At 60.1% G+C, this 22220-nt stretch carries 16 protein-coding genes; 11 read left to right on the forward strand and 5 right to left on the reverse strand.

All coding sequences use genetic code 11. The features are described 5' to 3' along the window. From relA to ACJ8HN_RS15960, 7 genes are all read left to right on the forward strand, one after another. Positions 1–2232 (forward strand): GTP diphosphokinase, encoded by a 2232-nt coding sequence (gene relA, locus ACJ8HN_RS15930; protein ID WP_342124770.1) that lies wholly within the window; start codon positions 1–3, stop codon positions 2230–2232. A gap of 102 nt (positions 2233–2334) precedes the next feature. Continuing rightward, entirely contained in the window at positions 2335–3129 is a 795-nt protein-coding gene (gene mazG / locus ACJ8HN_RS15935) for a nucleoside triphosphate pyrophosphohydrolase (protein WP_442523691.1), read from the forward strand. A gap of 348 nt (positions 3130–3477) precedes the next feature. After that, positions 3478–5115, forward strand: a complete 1638-nt coding sequence (gene pyrG, locus ACJ8HN_RS15940; RefSeq protein ID WP_442523692.1) for a glutamine hydrolyzing CTP synthase — start codon at positions 3478–3480, stop codon at positions 5113–5115. 81 nt (positions 5116–5196) lie between these two features. Then, positions 5197–6492 (forward strand): phosphopyruvate hydratase, encoded by a 1296-nt coding sequence (gene eno, locus ACJ8HN_RS15945; protein ID WP_033637140.1) that lies wholly within the window; start codon positions 5197–5199, stop codon positions 6490–6492. A gap of 298 nt (positions 6493–6790) precedes the next feature. Further along, complete coding sequence (locus tag ACJ8HN_RS15950; protein WP_442523693.1) at positions 6791–7981, forward strand: NAD(P)/FAD-dependent oxidoreductase; 1191 nt, start codon at positions 6791–6793, stop codon at positions 7979–7981. Continuing rightward, entirely contained in the window at positions 7978–8373 is a 396-nt protein-coding gene (locus tag ACJ8HN_RS15955) for a hypothetical protein (protein WP_077791442.1), read from the forward strand. The genes ACJ8HN_RS15950 and ACJ8HN_RS15955 overlap by 4 nt, the downstream gene beginning before the upstream one ends. Positions 8374–8409: 36 nt before the next feature. Next, on the forward strand, positions 8410–9603 hold the full coding sequence (locus tag ACJ8HN_RS15960) for a methionine gamma-lyase (RefSeq protein ID WP_442523694.1): 1194 nt from the start codon (positions 8410–8412) through the stop codon (positions 9601–9603). A gap of 36 nt (positions 9604–9639) precedes the next feature. Here the strand turns inward: ACJ8HN_RS15960 and ACJ8HN_RS15965 are convergent, their stop codons facing one another. The 4 genes from ACJ8HN_RS15965 to ACJ8HN_RS15980 form a co-directional block, all read right to left on the reverse strand. Then, positions 9640–11034: an amino acid permease gene (locus tag ACJ8HN_RS15965; RefSeq protein ID WP_442523695.1), complete on the reverse strand. Its 1395-nt coding sequence runs from the start codon at positions 11032–11034 to the stop codon at positions 9640–9642. Positions 11035–11136: 102 nt separating this feature from the next. After that, entirely contained in the window at positions 11137–12672 is a 1536-nt protein-coding gene (gene hutH / locus ACJ8HN_RS15970) for a histidine ammonia-lyase (RefSeq protein WP_025301604.1), read from the reverse strand. Continuing rightward, positions 12669–14360, reverse strand: coding sequence for a urocanate hydratase (gene hutU / locus ACJ8HN_RS15975; protein WP_442523696.1), 1692 nt, complete (start codon positions 14358–14360; stop codon positions 12669–12671). The genes hutH and hutU overlap by 4 nt, the downstream gene beginning before the upstream one ends. Before the next feature lie 379 nt (positions 14361–14739). After that, positions 14740–16080 carry an MFS transporter gene (locus ACJ8HN_RS15980; RefSeq protein WP_033637149.1) on the reverse strand — a complete coding sequence of 447 codons (1341 nt, stop codon included), beginning with the start codon at positions 16078–16080 and terminating at the stop codon, positions 14740–14742. Positions 16081–16407: 327 nt separating this feature from the next. Between ACJ8HN_RS15980 and queE the strand changes: the two genes are divergently transcribed. Further along, on the forward strand, positions 16408–17079 hold the full coding sequence (queE, locus tag ACJ8HN_RS15985; protein ID WP_047728915.1) for a 7-carboxy-7-deazaguanine synthase QueE: 672 nt from the start codon (positions 16408–16410) through the stop codon (positions 17077–17079). Positions 17080–17108: 29 nt separating this feature from the next. Here queE and queD read toward each other — a convergent pair whose 3' ends face one another. Continuing rightward, positions 17109–17468 carry a 6-carboxytetrahydropterin synthase QueD gene (gene queD / locus ACJ8HN_RS15990; protein ID WP_025301608.1) on the reverse strand — a complete coding sequence of 120 codons (360 nt, stop codon included), beginning with the start codon at positions 17466–17468 and terminating at the stop codon, positions 17109–17111. Between the two features lie 436 nt (positions 17469–17904). Between queD and cysJ the strand changes: the two genes are divergently transcribed. The 3 genes from cysJ to ACJ8HN_RS16005 all read left to right on the forward strand — a co-directional run bounded on the left by cysJ (position 17905) and on the right by ACJ8HN_RS16005 (position 22218). Next, on the forward strand, positions 17905–19707 hold the full coding sequence (gene cysJ, locus ACJ8HN_RS15995; protein ID WP_049294836.1) for an NADPH-dependent assimilatory sulfite reductase flavoprotein subunit: 1803 nt from the start codon (positions 17905–17907) through the stop codon (positions 19705–19707). Further along, on the forward strand, positions 19707–21422 hold the full coding sequence (gene cysI, locus ACJ8HN_RS16000) for an assimilatory sulfite reductase (NADPH) hemoprotein subunit (protein WP_043135856.1): 1716 nt from the start codon (positions 19707–19709) through the stop codon (positions 21420–21422). The genes cysJ and cysI overlap by 1 nt, the downstream gene beginning before the upstream one ends. Before the next feature lie 61 nt (positions 21423–21483). Beyond that, a complete protein-coding gene (locus ACJ8HN_RS16005) occupies positions 21484–22218 on the forward strand; it encodes a phosphoadenylyl-sulfate reductase (protein WP_016929052.1) in 735 nt (244 codons plus the stop codon). Positions 22219–22220 lie beyond the last annotated feature (2 nt).

Here is a 22220-nt window from a genome sequence, read left to right on the forward strand (position 1 = left end):
ATGGTTGCGGTAAGAAGTGCACATCTGAATACGGCGGGTGAGTTCGCTCTCGATGAGTGGATAGCCGGCTTGGGGCTACCTAACCCGCAGTCATGTGAGCGATTGGCCGCAACCTGGCGTTATTGTGAGCAGCAGACCCAGAATCACCCCGACGCCTCGCTGCTGCTGTGGCGTGGTCTGGAGATGGTGGAAATCCTCTCGACGCTGAGCATGGACAACGACAGCATGCGCGCTGCGCTGCTGTTCCCGCTGGTGGACGCCGGCATCGTGCAGGAAGAGACCCTGACCGAAGCGTTCGGCAAGGGCATCGTCGCGCTGGTGCACGGCGTGCGCGACATGGACGCCATTCGCCAACTGAAAGCCACCCAAAACGACTCGATGGCTTCCGAACAGGTCGACAACGTGCGCCGCATGCTGTTGGCGATGGTGGAGGATTTCCGCTGCGTGGTCATCAAGCTGGCGGAGCGCATCGCTCACCTGCGCGAGGTGAAAGACGCGCCGGAAGACGAGCGCGTGCTGGCGGCGAAAGAGTGTTCCAACATCTACGCCCCGCTGGCCAACCGGCTCGGCATCGGCCAGCTGAAGTGGGAACTGGAAGATTTCTGCTTCCGCTACCTGCATCCGGAAGAATACAAGCGCATCGCCAAGCTGTTGCATGAGCGCCGCATCGATCGCGAACAGTTCATCGACGATTTCGTCGCCGGGCTGCGCGCCGAAATGGCCAGCGAAGGCATTCGGGTGGAGATCTACGGCCGGCCGAAACACATCTACAGCATCTGGCGCAAGATGCAGAAAAAGCACCTGGCGTTCGACGAACTGTTCGACGTGCGCGCGGTGCGCATCGTGGCGGAGCGCCTGCAGGATTGCTATGCGGCGTTGGGCATCGTGCATACCCACTTCCGCCATCTGCCGGACGAGTTCGACGACTACGTCGCCAACCCGAAACCCAACGGCTACCAGTCTATCCACACCGTGGTGCTGGGGCCGCGCGGCAAAACCGTCGAGATTCAGATCCGCACCCGGCAAATGCACGAAGACGCCGAGCTGGGCGTGGCCGCGCACTGGAAGTACAAAGAGGGCGCGGGCGTGACCGTGCGCTCCGGCTACGAAGAGCGCATCGCCTGGCTGCGCAAGCTCATCGCCTGGCAGGAAGAGATGGCGGACTCCGGCGAGATGCTCGACGAAGTGCGCAGCCAGGTGTTCGACGATCGGGTCTATGTGTTTACCCCGAAAGGCGACGTGGTGGATCTGCCGGCCGGTTCTACGCCGCTCGATTTCGCCTACCACATTCACAGCGACGTCGGTCACCGCTGTATCGGCGCCAAGATCGGCGGCCGCATCGTGCCGTTTACCTATCAGCTGAAGATGGGCGATCAGATTGAGATCATCACCCAGAAACAGCCGAACCCGAGCCGCGACTGGCTGAACCCGAACCTGGGCTACGTCACCACCAGCCGCGGGCGCTCGAAGATCCACAACTGGTTCCGCAAGCAGGACCGCGACAAGAACATTCTCGCCGGCCGCCAGATGTTGGACAACGAACTGGAACACCTCGGCATCAGCCTGAAAGAGGCCGAGAAGCTGCTGATCCCGCGCTACAACATGAACTCGCTGGACGAGGTGCTGGCGGCGATCGGCGGCGGGGACATTCGCCTGAACCAGATGGTGAATTACCTGCAGGGCAAGTTCAACAAGCCGAGCGCCGAAGAGCAGGATCGCGAGGCGTTGCGCCAGCTGGTGCAGCAGAAAGCGCCGCCGCCGACCCGCAACAAGGACAACGGCCGAGTGGTGGTGGAAGGCGTGGGCAACCTGATGCACCACATCGCCCGCTGCTGCCAGCCGATCCCGGGCGACGACATCGTCGGTTTTATCACCCAGGGGCGCGGTATTTCGATCCACCGTGCGGACTGCGATCAACTGGTCGATTTGCAATCGCACGCGCCGGAGCGCATCGTCGACGCGGTATGGGGCGAAAGCTACTCCAGCGGTTATTCGCTGGTGGTGCGCGTAATGGCCAACGATCGCAGCGGGCTGCTGCGCGACATTACCACCATTCTGGCCAACGAAAAGGTCAACGTACTGGGCGTCGCCAGCCGCAGCGACACCAAGAAGCAATTGGCCACCATCGACATGGATATCGAAATCTACAACCAGCAGGTGCTGAGCCGGGTGCTGGCGAAGCTGAACCAGCTGCCGGACGTGATAGACGCCAAGCGTCTGCACGGCAACTAAGCCCACATCGCCTTTCGGGCCGTATCGATAGCGGATGCGGCCCGAAATCCATGAATTCGGCGGGCGCTCCCCTGCGCCCCCATGCTTTCTCAGAGATTTTTTATGACCCAATCCACTCCGCTGCAGCGTCTGCTGAACATCATGAAAACGCTGCGCGACCCGCAGATCGGTTGCTCGTGGGACCGCAAGCAAACCTTCGCCACCATTGCGCCTTATACGCTGGAAGAGACTTACGAAGTGCTGGACGCCATCGAGCGGCAGGACTATGCCGATCTGCGTGACGAACTGGGCGATTTGCTGTTTCAGGTGGTGTTTTACGCGCAAATGGGGAAGGAGCAGGGGCTGTTCGATTTTGATGAGGTGTGCACCGCCATCAGCGACAAGCTGGAGCGCCGTCACCCGCACATCTTCGGTGACGCCGAGGGCGGAGACAGCGAAGCCGTGGCGGCGCGCTGGGAGCAGCTGAAGGCCGGCGAGCGCGCCGAAAAAGCGCTGCACTCGGTGCTGGACGACATTCCGCAGGCGCTGCCGGCGTTGATGAAAGCGCACAAGATCCAGAAACGCTGCGCCTCGGTCGGCTTCGACTGGAACACCCTGGGCCCGGTGCTGGACAAAGTGTACGAAGAGATCGACGAAGTGATGCACGAAGCCCGCCAGGCGGTGGTCGACGAGAGCAAGCTGGAAGAGGAGATCGGCGATCTGCTGTTCGCCACGGTGAACCTGTCGCGCCATTTAGGCCACAAGGCGGAGAACGCGCTGCAGGCGGCGAACCGCAAGTTCGAGCGCCGCTTCCGCCAGGTGGAAGAGATTGTCCAGCAAAGCGGGCTGCGGCTTGAAGACGCCACGCTGGAGCAGATGGAAGAGGCCTGGCAGCAGGTGAAACGTCAGGAAAGCTGAATCGCCGCGACAATGTTGATCGACGACAAGGTTCACTCAAGCTGAAACGGTTAAGCTTGCGGTCAGGTTAGAGGCGCATGGTTGCCGGCGGCAGCAAAAGGGCAACAAACTGAAATCTAAGGCGTTTTATCGCTCCTGAGGGGCGGTAAAAAGAAATTTTCTCTGCTAACTCTTTGTTTTACCTGGAGGGTTTATGCGGCGCCGGCGGAGTAAACCCTGATGAACACGGGAGGGCGGCCGAGATGATGGACAGCAAAACGATCGTTTGTAGGTCAGGAGAGGTTCGGGTATACTACTTTCCCGTCCTGGTTCTTCCATCGTCTTTAAACCTAAACTCTCAGGTTCAGCATGACAACTAATTATATTTTTGTGACCGGCGGGGTCGTATCCTCTCTGGGTAAAGGCATTGCCGCAGCCTCTCTGGCGGCTATTCTTGAAGCCCGTGGCCTCAACGTTACCATCATGAAACTGGACCCGTACATCAACGTGGATCCGGGCACCATGAGCCCGATTCAGCATGGGGAAGTTTTCGTCACCGAAGACGGCGCAGAAACCGATCTGGATTTGGGTCACTACGAGCGCTTCATCCGCACCAAAATGTCGCGTCGCAACAACTTCACCACCGGCCGCATCTACTCCGACGTGCTGCGTAAAGAACGCCGCGGCGACTATCTGGGTGCGACCGTGCAGGTCATTCCGCACATCACCAACGCGATCAAAGAGCGCATCATCGAAGGTGGCGAAGTCCACGATGTGGTGCTGGTGGAAATCGGCGGCACCGTCGGCGATATCGAATCGCTGCCGTTCCTCGAAGCTATCCGTCAGATGGCGGTGGAAGTGGGCCGCGAGCACACCCTGTACATGCACCTGACGCTGGTGCCGTACATGGCGGCGGCCGGCGAAGTGAAAACCAAGCCGACCCAGCATTCCGTAAAAGAGCTGCTTTCCATCGGTATTCAGCCTGATGTGCTGATTTGCCGTTCCGATCGCGCAGTTCCTGCTAACGAACGCGCTAAAATCGCGCTTTTCTGCAACGTGCCGGAAAAAGCGGTTATCTCTCTGAAAGACGTTGATTCTATTTATAAAATCCCAGGCCTATTGAAATCTCAGGGGCTGGACGATTATATTTGTAAACGATTCAGCTTGAACGCACCGGAAGCCAACCTGGCCGAATGGGAACAGGTGATCTACGAAGAAGCCAATCCGGGCGGCGAAGTGACCATCGGCATGGTCGGCAAATACGTTGAGCTGCCGGACGCCTACAAGTCGGTGATCGAAGCGCTGAAGCACGGCGGGCTGAAAAACCGTCTGACCGTGAACATCAAGCTGATCGACTCGCAGGACGTGGAAACCCGCGGCGTGGAAGTGCTGAAAGGGCTGGACGCGATCCTGATCCCGGGCGGCTTCGGTTACCGCGGCGTGGAAGGCAAAGTGATGACCGCACGCTATGCGCGCGAGAACAACATTCCTTACCTGGGCATTTGCCTGGGCATGCAGGTGGCGTTGATGGAGTTCGCTCGCAACGTGGCGGGCATGGAAAACGCCAACTCCACCGAGTTTATGCCAGACTGTAAGTACCCGGTGGTGGCGTTGATCACCGAATGGCGCGACGAAGACGGCAACGTCGAAGTGCGCAGCGAAGAAAGCGATTTGGGCGGCACGATGCGCGTAGGTGGCCAACAGTGCAACCTGATCGACAACAGCCTGGTGCGTCAGCTGTATGGCGAACCGACCATTGTCGAGCGTCACCGTCACCGTTACGAAGTTAACAACATGCTGTTGAAGCAGATCGAAGCCGCAGGGCTGCGTGTCGCCGGTCGTTCCGCCGACAACAAGCTGGTCGAGATCATTGAACTGCCGAATCACCCGTGGTTTGTAGCCTGTCAGTTCCACCCGGAATTTACGTCTACGCCGCGTGATGGGCATCCGCTGTTCGCCGGCTTCGTGAAAGCCGCAGGCGAGCATCAGAAGCGCCAGGTGAAATAAAATATTTGGTAGGCGGCGCGCGGTGAGAACCGCGCGCTGTTTGTCTGGAGTTTTAGTTTAACTTGTACTGAGGAAAACCTAATGTCCAAAATCGTTAAAGTCATCGGTCGTGAAATCATCGACTCCCGCGGTAACCCGACTGTTGAAGCCGAAGTTCATCTGGAAGGCGGTTTCGTAGGCCTGGCTGCTGCGCCGTCAGGTGCTTCTACCGGTTCCCGCGAAGCGCTGGAACTGCGTGACGGTGACAAGTCTCGTTTCCTGGGTAAAGGCGTACTGAAAGCCGTTGCTGCAGTAAACGGTCCGATTGCTCAGGCAGTACTGGGTAAAGATGCCAAAGACCAGGCGAACATCGACAAGATCATGATCGAGCTGGACGGCACCGAAAACAAATCCAACTTCGGCGCCAACGCCATTCTGGCGGTTTCCCTGGCAGCAGCGAAAGCGGCCGCAGCTTCTAAAGGCATGCCGCTGTACGAGCACATCGCTGAACTGAACGGCACCCCAGGCAAATTCTCCATGCCACTGCCGATGATGAACATCATCAACGGCGGCGAGCACGCTGACAACAACGTCGACATTCAGGAATTCATGATTCAGCCGGTTGGCGCGAAAACCCTGAAAGAAGCGGTGCGCATCGGTTCTGAAGTGTTCCACCACCTGGCGAAAGTTCTGAAAGCCAAAGGCATGAACACCGCCGTGGGCGACGAAGGCGGCTACGCGCCAAACCTGGGTTCCAACGCCGAAGCGCTGGCGGTTATCGCTGAAGCGGTAAAAGCGGCGGGCTACGAGCTGGGCAAAGACGTCACTCTGGCGATGGACTGCGCGGCTTCCGAATTCTACAAAGACGGTAAATACGTGCTGGCCGGCGAAGGCAACAAAGCCTTCACTTCCGAAGAGTTCACTCACTTCCTGGAAGATCTGACCAAACAGTACCCAATCGTGTCTATCGAAGACGGCCTGGATGAATCCGACTGGGCGGGCTTCGCTTACCAGACCAAAGTTCTGGGCGACAAAATCCAGCTGGTGGGCGACGATCTGTTCGTGACCAACACCAAGATCCTGAAAGAAGGCATCGAGAAAGGCATCGCTAACTCCATCCTGATCAAATTCAACCAGATCGGTTCTCTGACCGAAACTCTGGCGGCTATCAAGATGGCGAAAGACGCCGGCTACACCGCGGTGATCTCTCACCGTTCCGGTGAAACCGAAGACGCGACCATCGCCGACCTGGCGGTAGGGACTGCGGCTGGCCAGATCAAAACCGGTTCCATGAGCCGTTCTGACCGCGTTGCTAAGTACAACCAACTGATCCGTATCGAAGAAGCGCTGGGTGACCGTGCGCCGTTCAACGGCCTGAAAGAAGTTAAAGGCCAGTAAGTTCGACCGATTCGGTTGTTAAATAAAAACCCGCTTCGGCGGGTTTTTTTATGTTTTAAATTCGTGATGATTGTCAGTTTAATAATAAGTTTTTTATTGAAAACGTGATCTTATTTAACCCGATAATTTTATTAAAGATAGTAACTGCGTCTATTTTATATTCCATTTTTATTTGCTTTATAATTATTCGTTACTAGACTGCCAATGAGGCAGTTTATTTCTCGCCGTTCTGCCGTAGACCTTCATCATCACTATACCTTAATACTGCCGGCTTGCTGGCCGGTTGAGCGAGGGCTTGATGCGACAGCGAATTGTCATTGTCGGCGGCGGAACCGGCGGCACCATCCTGGCCAATATATTGGCCGGAAAATTGCACCGAGAAATTATTAATAATAAAGTTGAGTTGTTAATGATATCGGATTCACCTCTGCATTATTACAAACCGGCATTTATGTATGTGGCGTTCAATACTTTTTTCAAGCAGGAACTCACGCGCTCACAGCGGAGTTTATTGCGCCCTGAAATACAATTCATTTTTGATAAAGCGGAATCTTTCGATTTAAAACAGCGAAATATAGCCACGCAAAGCGGTAAAATTTATTCCTATGACTTTCTGGTCTTTGCTACCGGCTGCGTCCCCTGGCCGGAGCGAATCGAAGGGCTGGCGCAGGCGGGCGATCATTTTTACCAGTATCAGGCCGCCAGGCGGTTGGCGCAAAAACTGGCGACTATCGAGAAAGGGCGTATCTTCATCACCGTTTCCTTCCCTGAAACCCCCAACGTGCCCCACCAGTGCGGCATCGCGCCGATCGAAACCACGTTGATGCTGGATGACTATCTGCGGCGGCGCGGCGTGCGTAAGGCGGTGGAGATCGTCTATACCTACCCGACCATTTCCCAATTGCTGCGGAACTGCCTGTTTTTGCAGCGCCCGACCGGCGAAGCGCTGCCCGCCATTTTTGCCGCGCGCGATATCCGTCACCAGCGCGGTTTTACCCTCTGCCGGGTGGACGCACAGCGCAACATCGCCTATTCCGCCGAGGGGGAGGAACAGCCGTTTGACATCCTGATGGCCACGCCGCCGATCCGGGCGGTGGAAGCGGTGCGCAACACCGGCCTGAGCGATATTCAAAACGGCGAGGGGTGGTTGCCGACCGATCACCAAACGCTGCAGGTGTACGGCCAGCAGGGCGTATACGTGATAGGCGACACCGTGGATCTGCCGGTCAGCAAGGCGGGCGGTTCTTGCCACAATCAGGCGCCGGTGATCGCTGACAACATCGTGGCGGAAATACGGCTGGGGCAAACGGTCAGCCATTACGACGGCAAGGTGCAGGCGGTCGCGCAAATGGGGCTGAATGCCGGCATGCCGCTGGTGTACGACTACCGTCACGACGTGCTGCCGACCCCGGCCACCAAGGTGGGCGGCATGCTGCGCAACGGTTTTAACCGCGGTCTGTATTGGGCCACGGTAAGGGGGCTGATATGACGGAAAGCACGGTGCATGGTGATGAACTCCAATCGCTGGCGGGCTTGCTGGAAAAACTGCGGCCGCTGCTGGCCGGCGGGCGGCTGGACAACGTGGTCGATCTGCTGTCGTTGCTGTCGGACGTAGTGGATATCGCCGACAACGCGCTGGTGGAAAAACTGGCCGGCGTATTCGAAGGGCTGGTTACGGTCGGTTGGGAGGGAGGGACTGCGTTGAAGATGGCGCACAGCGAGCTGCAATTGAACCCGCCGCCCGCCAATTTTCGTGCGGCTTACGCCTTGCTGAAGCAGCCGGACACCCTGCTGGGCGTCATGCTGCTGCTGCGCACTCTACAAATTATCGGGCGGCGTACACGGGATGGCGCGTTGCCGCCGGATGCTTCCGATGAATAATTGAATCGGCTTCGTTCACTCAGATAAGGAGTCGTTATGTCCGGCAAACTTGACCATGCCTTCGCTACCCGCGCTATTCATTATGGCTACGATCCTCAGCAGCATCAGGGGGCGCTGAGCCCGCCGGTGTTTATGAGCTCCACTTTTACCTTTCCCACGGCGGAATATGGCGGCGCTTGCTTTGCCGGCACCGAACCGGGGTATTTCTATTCACGTATCGCCAACCCGACGCTGAATCTGCTGGAGCAGCGCATCGCCAACCTCGAAGAGGGGGAAGCGGCGGTGGCGTTCTCTTCCGGCATGGGAGCGATCACCGCCTGTTGCTGGACGTTGCTCAGCCCGGGCGATGAGCTGATCGTCGATGAAACGGTGTATGGGTGCACCTTCAGCTATTTTCATCACGGTCTGGCGCGCTTTGGCGTCAAGATAACCCATGTTGATCTGACCCGGCCGGAGCGGCTGGCCGCCGCGATCGGTAAGCGCACCCGGCTGGTGTATTGCGAAACCCCGGCCAACCCCAACATGCGACTGATCGATATCGCAGCAGTGGCGGAGATTGCACACCGGCATCAGGCGTTGCTGCTGGTGGACAACACCTACTGTACGCCGTACCTGCAGCGGCCGCTGACGCTGGGCGCCGACATCGTGGTGCACTCGGCCACCAAGTACCTCGGCGGCCACGGCGATCTGCTGGCCGGGCTGGCGGTGACGAGCGAGGCGCTGGCGCAGACGATCCGGCTTGAGGGGCTTAAGGACATGAACGGGGCAGTGCTGTCGGCGCAGGATGCTGCGCTGGTACTGCGCGGTTTGAAAACCTTGCCGCTGCGCATGGATCGTCATTGTGATAACGCGCAGCGTCTGGCGGAGATGTTGGCGGAGCATCCTGCGGTTGAGCGGGTGTATTATCCCGGCCTGGCGAACTTCCCGCAGCATGCGTTGGCGCAGCGGCAAATGGCGCGCCCCGGCGGCATGCTGGCGTTTGAACTGCGGGGCGGCATGAGTGCAGGCATTCGCTTCCTCAATGCGCTGCAGCTCATCTTACGCGCGGTCAGTCTGGGCGATTGCGAAAGCCTGGCGCAACACCCGGCCAGCATGACGCATTCGGCCTACAGCCCCGAAGAGCGGCGGCGCCATCATATCAGCGAGGGATTGGTGCGTTTGTCCGCCGGGCTGGAGGCGTTTGACGACTTGCAGGCGGATGTCCTGCAAGCATTGGCGCAGGCGCATTAAAAAACCCGCCGCAGCGGGTTTTATCAGAAGCGAGCGTTACATCTGCTGCGTTGCCGCGGTCACCGGCGAACCCCCGCCTTTCTTGCGCACCCACAGCCAGTAAGCCACGGTGAGTAAAGCGATCCACACCAGCCCGACGTACAGCGCGATGCGGCTCTCTTCGAAGTAGCCGAGCAGGCCGATGACGAATGCCATAAAGGCGGTCGCCAATGCCGGCGCCACCGGCCACCACGGCACCGGGAAGCTCAACTCACGAGTTTCTTCCGGCGACAGCGTGCGGCGCATGACGATCTGCGACAGCAGGATCATCAGCCACACCCAGACGGTGGCGAAGGTGGCGATCGAGGCGATGATCATGAAGACCTTCTCCGGGATCAGGTAGTTGAGCACCACCGCCAACAGCAGGGCGACCGACATGACCAGCACCGTCATCCACGGCACGCCGCTGGCGGTCAGTTTGGTGAAGCTGCGCGGTGCCTGGCCGTCCTGCGCCATGCCGTACATCATGCGGCCGGCGCCGAAGATGTCGCTGTTGATGGCCGAAATGGCGGCGGTGATCACCACCACGTTCAGCACGTTGGCGGCGGAGCTGATGCCGAGGTTGCTGAAAATCTCGACGAACGGGCTGCCGTTCTGGCCGATGCTGTTCCACGGATAGATCGCCATCAGCACCATCAATGTCAGCACGTAAAACAGCAAGATGCGCACCGGTACGGCGTTGATCGCCTTCGGCAGCACTTTGGCGGGGTCTTTCGCCTCGCTGGCGGTAATGCCGATGATCTCAATGCCGCCGAAGGCGAACATCACCACCGCTAATGACGCGACCACGCCGCCGATGCCGTTAGGCATAAAGCCGCCGTGCTGCCACAGATTGCTGATGCCGGTGGCGTGCTGGGTTTGGCCGAAGCCGAACAGCATCACCGCTGCACCGCCGACGATCATTGCCACGATGGCGGCGACCTTGACCAGCGACAGCCAGAACTCCAGCTCGCCGAATACCTTGACGCTGCACAGGTTGAGCGCGCCGATAAACAAGATGATGCTGAGCACCCAGACCCACTGGGCGACCTCCGGGAACCACAGCCCCATATAAATGCCGAAGGCGGTGACGTCCGCCAGGGCGACGATCACCATTTCGAAGGTGTAGGTCCAACCGGTGAGGAACCCGGCCAGTGGGCCGAGATAGTGGCTGGCGTAGTGGCCGAACGAGCCGGAAACCGGCTGGTGCACCGCCATTTCACCCAGCGCGCGCATCACCATGAACACCGCCGCGCCGCCCACCAGGTAAGCCAGCAGCACGGCCGGGCCGGCCAGCTGGATGGCGCCGGCGGAGCCGTAGAACAGGCCGGTGCCGATCGCCGAGCCAAGAGCCATGAAACGGATGTGCCGCGCGTTTAGTCCGCGTCTGAGTTGTGTCGTTTCGTTACGCATGTTGCTTCCCGTTAAGTGTTTGCCGAACAGGCACGCGCTGCCCGCGCCGGGTGGAACGCACCCGGCGGGGCAGAACAAACTGCGTGATTCAGTGTGTGATGATTATGCCTGGCTAGGCAGCAGCGCCGCAGGCAGCAGCGATGTCAGGTGACCGGCCGCCAAGAGTTGGCTGGCGGCTTCAATGTCGGGGGCGAAGAAACGATCCTTGTCGTAGAAACTGACATGCTCGCGCAGCAGACGGCGCGCCTGCTCCAGACCTTCCGAGGTCTTCAGGCCGTTGCGGAAATCCAGGCCCTGACAGGCGGCCAGCCATTCGACCGCCAGAATGCCGCGCACGTTGTCCGCCATGCTCCACAGACGGCGACCGGCGGCCGGGGCCATGGAAACGTGGTCTTCCTGGTTGGCGGAGGTCGGAATGCTGTCGACGCTCGACGGGTGCGCCAGCGCTTTGTTTTCGCTGGCCAGCGCTGCGGCGGTCACCTGGGCGATCATGAAGCCGGAGTTCACGCCGCCGTTTTCCACCAGGAACGGTGGCAGCTGCGACATGTGCTTGTCCATCATTAGCGAGATGCGGCGTTCGGACAGCGAACCGATTTCGGCAAACGCCAGCGCCAGGTTGTCGGCGGCCATCGCTACCGGTTCGGCGTGGAAGTTGCCGCCGGACAGCACGTCGCCCTGTTCGGCGAACACCAGCGGGTTATCGGAGACGGCGTTGGCTTCAATTTCCAGCACCTCGGCGGCCTGGCGGATCTGCGTCAGGCAGGCGCCCATTACCTGTGGCTGGCAGCGCAGGGAGTAAGGATCCTGCACTTTTTCACAGTTGCGGTGCGAGTCGGAGACTTCGCTGCGCGCGCCGAGCAGGTGGCGATAGGCGAGGGCGGCGTCGATCTGGCCGCGCTGGCCGCGCACCTCGTGGATACGCGCATCGAACGGGCTGCGAGAGCCCAGCGCCGCTTCCACCGTCAGGCTGCCCGCCACGGTCGCGGCGGCGAACAGATCTTCGGCATCGAACAGGCCACGTAGCGCGAAGGCGGCGGAGACCTGGGTGCCGTTCAGCAGCGCCAGGCCCTCTTTCGCCGCCAGCGTCAGCGGTTTCAGACCGGCCTTGGCCAGCGCTTCGGTCGCCGGCAGCCATTGCCCCTGATGGCGCGCCTGGCCTTCGCCCAGCAACACCAGGCTCATGTGCGCCAGCGGCGCCAGGTCGCCGGAAGCGCCGACCGAGCCCTTCAACGGGATATGCGGATAAACTTCGGCGTTGACCAGCGCGATCAGCGCCTGGATGACTTCCAGACGAATGCCGGAGAAGCCGCGCGACAGGCTGTTGATCTTCAGCACCATGATCAGGCGCACCAGGTTGTCGTCGGTCGGCTCGCCCACGCCGGCGGCGTGCGACAGCACGATCGAACGCTGCAGGTTTTCCAGATCGTCGCGGGCGATGCGCGTCGAAGCCAGCAGGCCAAACCCGGTGTTGATGCCGTAAGTGGTGCGGTTTTCTTCAACGATGCGCTCCACGCAGGCCACGCTCTGCTGGATAGGACCGTAGGCGTTGTCGTCCAGCGTCAGCGTCACCGGGTGTTGATAGACGTCGCGTAGCTGGGCCAGCGTCAGTTTGCCTGGGCGAATAGTCAGCGCTTTCATGCTTTTTCTCCTTGGGTCGCGGCAACCATCGGCAGGTTCAGGCCTTGCTCGCGGGCGCAGTCGATAGCGATATCGTAACCGGCGTCGGCGTGACGCATGACCCCGGTAGCCGGGTCATTGTGCAGGACGCGGGCGATGCGCTCGGCGGCTTCGTCGGTGCCGTCGCAGACGATCACCATGCCGGAGTGTTGGGAGAAGCCCATGCCGACGCCGCCGCCGTGGTGCAGGGAAACCCAGGTGGCGCCGCTGGCGGTGTTCAGCAGGGCGTTCAGCAACGGCCAGTCGGAAACCGCATCGGAGCCGTCTTTCATCGCTTCGGTTTCACGGTTCGGGCTGGAAACGGAGCCGGAATCCAGGTGGTCGCGGCCGATGACGATCGGGGCGGACAGTTCGCCCCGGCGCACCATTTCGTTGAACGCCAGGCCCAGCTTGGCGCGCTGGCCGAGGCCAACCCAGCAGATGCGCGCCGGCAGGCCCTGGAAGCTGATGCGCTCGCGCGCCATGTCCAGCCAGCGGTGCAGGTGTTCGTCATCCGGGATCAGCTCTTTCACCATGGCGTCGGTTTTGTAGATGTCCTGCGGATCGCCGGACAGCGCCGCCCAGCGGAATGGCCCGATGCCGCGGCAGAACAGCGGACGGATGTAGGCCGGCACGAAGCCCGGGAAGTCGAAGGCGTTGTCGACGCCGGTTTCTTTCGCCATCTGCCGAATGTTGTTGCCGTAGTCGAAGGTCGGCACGCCCATCTGCTGGAAGGCCAGCATGGCTTTGACGTGATCGGCCATCGACTGCTTGGCGGCGGCGACCACTTTAGCCGGCTCGGTCTGGGCGCGCTGGCGATATTCTTCCCAGCTCCAGCCTTTCGGCAGGTAGCCGTTCAGCGGATCGTGGGCGCTGGTCTGATCGGTGGCCATGTCCGGGCGCACGCCGCGGCGAACCAGCTCAGGCAGAATTTCCGCCGCGTTGCCGCACAGGGCGATGGAGATGGCTTTGCCTTCTGAGGTGTATTTTTTGATGCGGGCCAGCGCGTCGTCCAGATCGTTGGCCTGCTCATCGACGTAGCGGGTTTTCAGGCGGAAATCGATGCGGCTCTGCTGACATTCGATGTTCAGCGAGCAGGCGCCCGCCAGCGTCGCGGCCAGCGGCTGCGCGCCGCCCATGCCGCCCAGGCCGGCGGTCAGCACCCAGCGGCCCTGCAGGCTGCCGTCGTAATGCTGGCGGCCCGCTTCGACGAAGGTCTCATAGGTGCCCTGAACGATGCCCTGGCTGCCGATGTAGATCCAACTGCCGGCGGTCATCTGGCCGTACATGGCCAGGCCTTTGGCGTCCAGCTCGTTGAAGTGTTCCCAGGTTGCCCAGTGGGGCACCAGGTTGGAGTTGGCGATCAGCACGCGCGGCGCGTTGCTGTGGGTTTTGAAGACGCCGACCGGCTTGCCGGACTGCACCAGCAGGGTTTCGTCTTCCTCCAGCGTTTTCAGCGTTTCGACGATCTTGTCGTAGCAATCCCAGTCGCGCGCGGCGCGGCCGATGCCGCCGTACACCACCAGCTCGTGTGGGTTCTCCGCAACTTCAGGATCGAGGTTGTTCATCAGCATGCGTAACGGCGCTTCGGTCAGCCAGCTTTTTGCGTTTAATTGTGTGCCGCGTGGCGCGCGTACATCGACATTGCGAACTTTGTTATTTGTAGTCACAGCAGTTTCCTCAAACAGTATCGGTGCAGATTCCATGCCGCGGTGGGGGATGAGTACCACGGCATAACAATGCGTAGGGTTTATTAACATATACTTGTATGTACAAGCATATGCAACACTGACCAGTTGCCGCTTAAAAGTGGCATAAGAAAAAGTTATTTTCTTTTTATATCAGTTTGATATGCGATTTTTTATCGCCGGCTTCATGTATGGAAAGCCGGAGAAAAGTGAGCTGTTCGGCAAAAATGAATTAAAAATGACTCATTTTTGGGCGGCTAGTCACAATATTTTTACAGACTGATTACAGTTGCGGCCAGGGGATAAACAAACCCTATCGCCGCAGGGAAAAAGCCCGCCGTCGGTGGCAGGCTTGTCAGGGTCAGGCCGCCGGTTGTAGCGTCGGTTTGCGGCTCATTTTGCATACCGTGGCGATGGCGGCGATCAGCGCCGGCACGCACAGGAACATCAGGATGCTCTGCACCTCCCACTGCATCGCCAGCAGTTGGGCGCCCATCATGGTGCCGGCGACGCCGCCGAAGCGGCCGATGCCCTGCATCCAGGCGATGCCGGTGGCGCGGCTGTGGGTGGGGTAGAAGGTGGCCGCCAGCGTTTGCAGCCCGGACTGCGCGCCGTTCATGGTGACGCCCATCAGGAAGATGAAGGCGCCCAGCAGCACGATGTGTTTGTCCTCGGTCGCCATCGCCACGATCAGCAGGGCAGTGGCGACAAAGCCGCTCGAGACCACCTTATGCGCGTTCCAGCGATCCATCAGCCAGCCGGCCACCAGGATGCCAAGCGTGCCGCCGAAGGTGAACAGCGAGGTGAGCATCGCCGATTGCTCCAGCTGGTAACCCAGCCCCTGCATCAGGATCGGCATCCAGCTCAGCAACACGTAGTAGATTACCAGCCCCATAAAGTAGGTCAGCCACAGCATCAGCGTGCCGAGCAGGTAAGGGCGGCTGAACAGCAGGCCGACGCTGGTCTTGGTGTGCGTCAGCTTCTCTTCGTACAGGTAAAAACGCGTCACGCCGTCCAGGCTCTGGCTGACGAAGCGCTGTGCGATGCGCTTGATCTTCGCCGCATCCTGCCCGCGGTTGACCATGTATTTGACCGATTCCGGCAGCAGCAGGATCAGCAAAACCGTCAACGCCAACGGCGCAATGGCGCCGAGCAGCAGCACGCTGTGCCAGCCGTAGCTCGGGATCAGCCACGATGAAATGGCGCCGCCGCCGGCCGCGCCCAGCGGGAAACCGCAGTACATGGTGTTGATCGCCAGCGAACGGCAGCGCTGCGGCGCGTATTCGGAGATCAGCGTGATGGCGTTGGGCATTGCCGCTCCCAGCCCGAGGCCGGTGAGGAAACGCCACAGCGTCAGGCTATTGAGCGAGCCGGCGTAGGCGGTGGCCAGGCTCGACAGGCCGAAGAACAGGCAGGAAAACACCAGCACGCGCTTGCGGCCGATGCGGTCGGAGATTGGCCCGGCGATCAGCGCGCCGAGCGACAGCCCCAGCAGCGCGGCGCTCAGCACCGGCCCCAGATCCTGTTTGACGATGCCCCAGTCTTTGGCGACCGAGGGGGCGATATAGCCCATGGCGGCGGTATCGAAACCGTCGATGGCGAGGATCAGGAATCCGAGAATGATCAGGGTCCAGTGAAACAGCGAAAACTTGCTGTCGTCGATGGCCTGCTGAATGTTCAACTCGCTGGTGGAATGAGTCATGGCACCCTCTAAACGCAGATGTAGTCGTGATGGATGGAACGTGGCCGAAACTGGCGCTCGGCTTGTGTTTGCTTGTATATACATCTGCGCGTCGGCGCTTTATGTCAAATATAATTATCTTATTTGTTAACTGCGTGTTGTTTTCTGTGGAGCAGGTTGCACCGCGGATGAAAGGCCAAAGCACGACTCACAAATTAAATGAGCGCCATTGGCGGTGGGATATGCTGGCGGCGGCGCGGAGAATAAAATTTAATACAATTTTGGCCGTTTGGTCGGCGGGCCGGAATCTGCGATAATCGCTTTTTACTTTTCCAGATTGAGAAACCGATGCAGTACCCGATCAATGAGATGTTCCAAACCTTGCAGGGCGAAGGCTTTTTCACCGGCGTGCCGGCCATTTTCATCCGCCTGCAGGGCTGCCCGGTAGGGTGCAGTTGGTGCGATACCAAACATACCTGGGAAAAGGAAGCCAATCGGGAAGTCGACCTGCAACGGATCCTGGTCAAAACAGAGGAAAGCGACGCCTGGGGCAATGCCGGCGCCGAGCAGCTGCTGGCGGTGATGCGCCAACAAGGTTACACCGCGCGCCATGTGGTGATCACCGGCGGCGAACCCTGCATCTACGATCTGACGCCGCTGACCGAGCTGTTCGAACAGCATGGCTACGGCTGCCAGATTGAGACCAGCGGCACCCACGACATTCGCTGTTCCGCCAAGACCTGGGTGACGGTTTCGCCGAAGGTGAATATGCGCGGCGGCATGAAGGTGTTGGATCAGGCGCTGCGGCGCGCCGACGAGGTGAAGCATCCGGTGGCGCGCGAGCGCGACATCGAGGCGCTGGACGCGCTGCTGGCGACGCTGCAGGACGACAAGGCGCGCATTATCGCGCTGCAGCCGATCAGCCAGAAAGAAGAGGCGACCCGCCTGTGCATCGAAACCTGCATCGCGCGCAACTGGCGGCTGTCGATGCAGACCCACAAGTATCTGAACATCGCCTAAAATCAGGGCGCCCTTGGGCGCCCTTTCTTTTAACCTTTATATACGCATCCCGCAGTACAGGTCTCTTTCACCATCACCGCAGTCAGTTCCGGCAACTGGGGCTTGAGCTGCTGCCAAATCCAGGCGGCGAGCACTTCGCTGGTGGGATTTTCCAATCCTGGAATATCGTTCAGATAATGGTGATCCAGCCGCTCCCAGATCGGGGAAAACACAGCCTTGAGCTCGGCGAAATCCATCACCCAACCGGTGTGGGGATCCACGTCACCGGTCACTTCCAGACGCACCATAAACGAATGCCCATGCAGACGGCCGCATTTGTGGCCCTCCGGTACATGCGGCAAACGGTGTGCGGCTTCAAACTGAAAATCTTTAAACAGCGTGGTTGCCATTATTACGGCCTCATTGACTCAAAAACCGCCGCATAGTACCGGAAAGCGCGCCTGCTTGCCATTTATACCGTTATGGTCTACCGCCACGGCAAACGCACCCGGTTAACACTTTTTTTGTTTGGTGTCTGCGGCACCTATCGGCTGGGGTTATGAGCCGAAATGTTGAACGGTGAAAAAATGATGAAAAAAAGTGCTTTATTTTCATCTGGATAAAAAACTTTGTTTAACGGTTTAAGCGTTATCCCTTACCAGAAAAACAGCTTAGTCATTTTGGTTATGATTTATTGCTATCCCTTATTTAATCGTTGCTATTCTGCTCGGTAACCTTACAAACTCTCCTGATCTTTTCCGCACACCCGACGCAGCGAAGAGACAGCGACTGGCACTGGCGCGCGCCTGGCAGGAAAGGCGCTAAGTATAGGAAATAAGTACAGCAATGACGACTCAGGCTCCTCCAACATCTTTGCTCCCGCTGACGCCCGAACAGCTGGCGCGCTTACAGGCGACGATCGGCGACTATTCGCCGACGCAGCTGGCGTGGCTGTCCGGTTATTTTTGGGGCATGGTCAATCAACAGCCCGGAGCCGTGGCCATTGCGCCTGCCGCCCCTGCGGCTGCGGCCGCCATCACCATCATTTCCGCTTCGCAGACCGGCAATGCGCGCCGCCTGGCGGAGCAGTTGCGCGACGATCTGTTGGCCGCCAATCTGAGCGCCACGTTGGTCAGCGCCGGCGACTACAAGTTCAAACAGATAGCGCAAGAGCGCCTGTTGGTGATCGTCGCCTCCACGCAAGGGGAAGGCGAACCGGCGGAAGAAGCGGTGGCGCTGCATAAATTCCTGTTCTCGAAGAAGGCGCCGAAGCTCAATGACACCGCGTTTGCGGTGTTCGGGCTGGGCGACACCTCTTATGAGAATTTCTGTCAGTCTGGTAAAGATTTCGACGGCAAGCTGGCCGAGTTGGGTGCCGAGCGCCTGGTGGAGCGCGTGGATGCCGACGTGGAGTACCAGGAGCTGGCCGCCGCCTGGCGCAAACAGGTGGTATCGGTGCTGAAGGCCCGTGCGCCAGCGGAAAGCGCTGCGCCGGGCGTGTTGGCCAGCGGCGCGGTTGACCTGATCGACAGCAGCCCGTACAGCAAGGAACAACCGCTCACCGCCCAACTGGCGGTTAAGCAGAAAATTACCGGCCGCGCGTCGGATAAAGACGTGCGCCATATCGAGATCGATCTGGGCGACTCCGGCCTGCGCTATCAGCCGGGCGATGCGCTCGGCGTATGGTTCGACAACGATCCGGCGCTGGTGGACGAACTGGTGCAGCTGTTGTGGCTGAAAGGCGACGAGCCGGTCGAGGTGGAAGGGCAGACCCTGCCGCTGGCGCAGGCGCTGCGCAGCCATTTTGAGCTGACGCAGAACACCACGCCGATCGTCGATAAATACGCCGCGCTGTCGCGCGACGAAACGCTGATCGGCCTGTTGGCGGATAAGGCTGCGCTGCAGCAGTACGCGCACAATACGCCGATCGTCGATATGGTGCGGCAGGCGCCGGCGGATCTGAGCGCCGAACAGCTGGTTGGCCTGCTGCGCCCGTTGACGCCGCGCCTGTATTCCATCGCCTCTTCGCAGGCGGAGAACGAAAGCGAAGTGCACATCACCGTGGGCGTGGTGCGTTACGACATCGACGGGCGCGCCCGCAGCGGCGGCGCCTCCGGCTTCCTGGCGGATCGCCTGGAGGAGGACGGCGACGTGCGGGTGTTTATCGAACACAACGACAACTTCCGCCTGCCGGCCAATCCGGAAGCGCCGGTGATCATGATCGGCCCGGGCACCGGCATCGCGCCGTTCCGTGCCTTTATGCAGCAGCGCGACGCCGACGGCGCCGGCGGCAAGAACTGGCTGTTCTTCGGCAACCCGCACTTTACCGAAGATTTCCTGTACCAGGTCGAATGGCAGCGCTACGTGAAAGACGGCCTGCTGACCCGCATCGATCTGGCCTGGTCCCGTGACCAGCAACATAAAATATACGTACAAGACAAACTGCGCGAACAGGGCGCAGAAGTGTGGCGCTGGATTCAGGAAGGCGCGCACATTTACGTCTGCGGCGATGCCAATCGCATGGCGAAAGACGTGGAAAACACATTACTGGAACTGGTGGCCGAGCACGGTGGCATGGATACCGAGCAGGCGGATGAATTTTTAAGTGAGCTGCGCCTTGAGCGCCGTTATCAGCGAGATGTTTACTGATGAGTGATAAACACCCCGGGCCTTTGGTAGTCGAAGGCAAACTGGCCGATGCGGAGCGCATGAAGAAGGAAAGCAACTTCCTGCGTGGCACCATCGCCGAAGATTTGAACGACGGCCTGACCGGCGGCTTCAACGGCGACAACTTCCTGCTGATCCGTTTTCACGGCATGTACCAGCAGGATGACCGTGACATTCGTGCCGAACGCGCCGAGCAGAAGCTGGAGCCGCGCCACGCCATGATGCTGCGCTGCCGCCTGCCGGGCGGCGTCATCAGCCCGCAGCAGTGGCTGGGCATCGACAAGTTCGCGCAGGAGAGCACGCTGTACGGCAGCATTCGCATCACCAACCGCCAGACGTTCCAGTTTCACGGCATCCTGAAAGGCAATGTCAAACCGGTGCACCAGCTGCTGAACCGCCTGGGGCTGGACGCGCTGGCGACCGCCAACGACGTGAACCGCAACGTGCTGTGCACCTCCAACCCGGTGGAGTCCGAGCTGCATCAGGAAGCCTACGAGTGGGCGAAGAAGATCTCCGAACACCTGCTGCCGCGCACCCGCGCCTACGCCGAGGTGTGGCTGGATCAGGAAAAGGTGGCCACCACCGACGAAGAACCGATTCTGGGGCCGACCTACCTGCCGCGCAAATTTAAAACCACGGTGGTGATCCCGCCACAGAACGACGTCGATCTGCACGCCAACGACATGAACTTTGTGGCGATCGCCGAAAACGGCAAGCTGGTAGGCTTCAACCTGCTGGTGGGCGGCGGGCTGTCCATCGAACACGGCAACAAGAAAACCTACGCGCGCCAGGCCAGCGAGTTCGGCTACATTCCGCTCGAACATACGCTGGCGGTAGCGGAAGCGGTGGTGACCACGCAGCGCGACTGGGGCAACCGCACCGATCGCAAGAACGCCAAGACCAAATACACGCTGGAGCGCGTCGGGGTAGATGTTTTCCGCGCCGAAGTGGAAAAGCGCGCCGGCATTACCTTCGCGCCGATCCGGCCGTATGAATTCACCGGCCGCGGCGATCGCATCGGTTGGGTGAAGGGCATCGACGATCAATGGCACCTGACGCTGTTTATCGAGAACGGCCGCCTGCTGGACTATCCGGGGCGCCCGCTGAAGACCGGCATGGCGGAGATCGCCAAGATCCATAAAGGTGACTTCCGTCTGACGGCGAACCAAAACGTGATCATCGCCGGCGTGCCGGAAAGCGAGAAGGCGAAGATCGAAGCCCTAGCGCGCGATCATGGCCTGATCGACGACGAGATCAGCGAGCAACGCAAGAATTCGATGGCCTGCGTGTCGTTCCCGACCTGTCCGCTGGCGATGGCGGAGGCCGAGCGCTTCCTGCCGCAGTTCGTCACCAAGGTGGAGGGGATCATGCATCGGCACGGGGTGGGCGACGAGCATATCGTACTGCGCATTACCGGCTGCCCGAACGGCTGCGGCCGCGCGCTGCTGGCGGAGCTGGGGCTGGTGGGCAAGGCGGTCGGCCGTTATAACCTGCATTTGGGCGGCAACCGCGAAGGCACGCGCATTCCGCGCATGTACCGCGAGAACATCAACGAAGACGAGATCCTGAACGAGATCGACCTGTTGGTGGGGCGCTGGGCGGAGGAGCGCAACGGCGGCGAAGGCTTCGGCGACTTCACCGTGCGTGCGGGCATCGTCAAACCGGTGCTGGATCCGGCGCGAGATTTCTGGGAGTGAGGCCGGGCGGCCTCTGGGCAGAGGGGCCGCGCAGGTAATTTCAAGCATCAGGAGAGACAACATGGCTGAATTCGATCTGGCGGCGCTGAACGCGTTGCCCAAATCCGGGCAGGCGCTGGCATTGGCGGTAGTCAACGGCCAACTGGAGACCCTCAGCGCCGAACAGCGCGTTGCATGGGCGCTGGAGCATCTGCCCGGCGAGTTCGTACTCTCGTCCAGTTTCGGCATTCAGGCGGCGGTATGCCTGCACCTGGTGACGCGCATCCGGCCGGATATCCCGGTGATCCTGACCGACACCGGTTACCTGTTCCCGGAAACCTATCGCTTTATCGATCAACTGACCGACCAGTTGAAGCTGAATCTGCAGGTGTTCCGCGCCGAACAGTCTCCCGCCTGGCAAGAGGCGCGCTATGGCAAGCTGTGGGAACAGGGCGTGGAAGGGATTGAAAAGTACAACCAGATCAACAAGGTTGAGCCGATGAACCGCGCGCTGGAGACGCTGGGGGCGCAGAGCTGGTTCGCCGGCCTGCGGCGCGAGCAGTCCGGTAGCCGCGCCAATCTGCCGGTGCTGGCGGTGCAGCGTGGGGTGTTCAAGATCCTGCCGATCATTGACTGGGACAACCGCAAGATTTACCAGTATCTGACCGAACACGGGCTGAGTTATCACCCGCTGTGGGAACAGGGCTACCTGTCGGTAGGCGATACCCACACCACCCAGAAATGGGAGCCGGGCATGAGTGAGGAAGAGACGCGTTTCTTCGGCCTGAAGCGCGAGTGCGGTCTGCACGAAGGCTAAAA

The sequence above is a fragment of the Serratia sp. CY29653 genome, from assembly GCF_052169255.1.
GTDB classification, from domain to species: domain Bacteria; phylum Pseudomonadota; class Gammaproteobacteria; order Enterobacterales; family Enterobacteriaceae; genus Serratia; species Serratia sarumanii.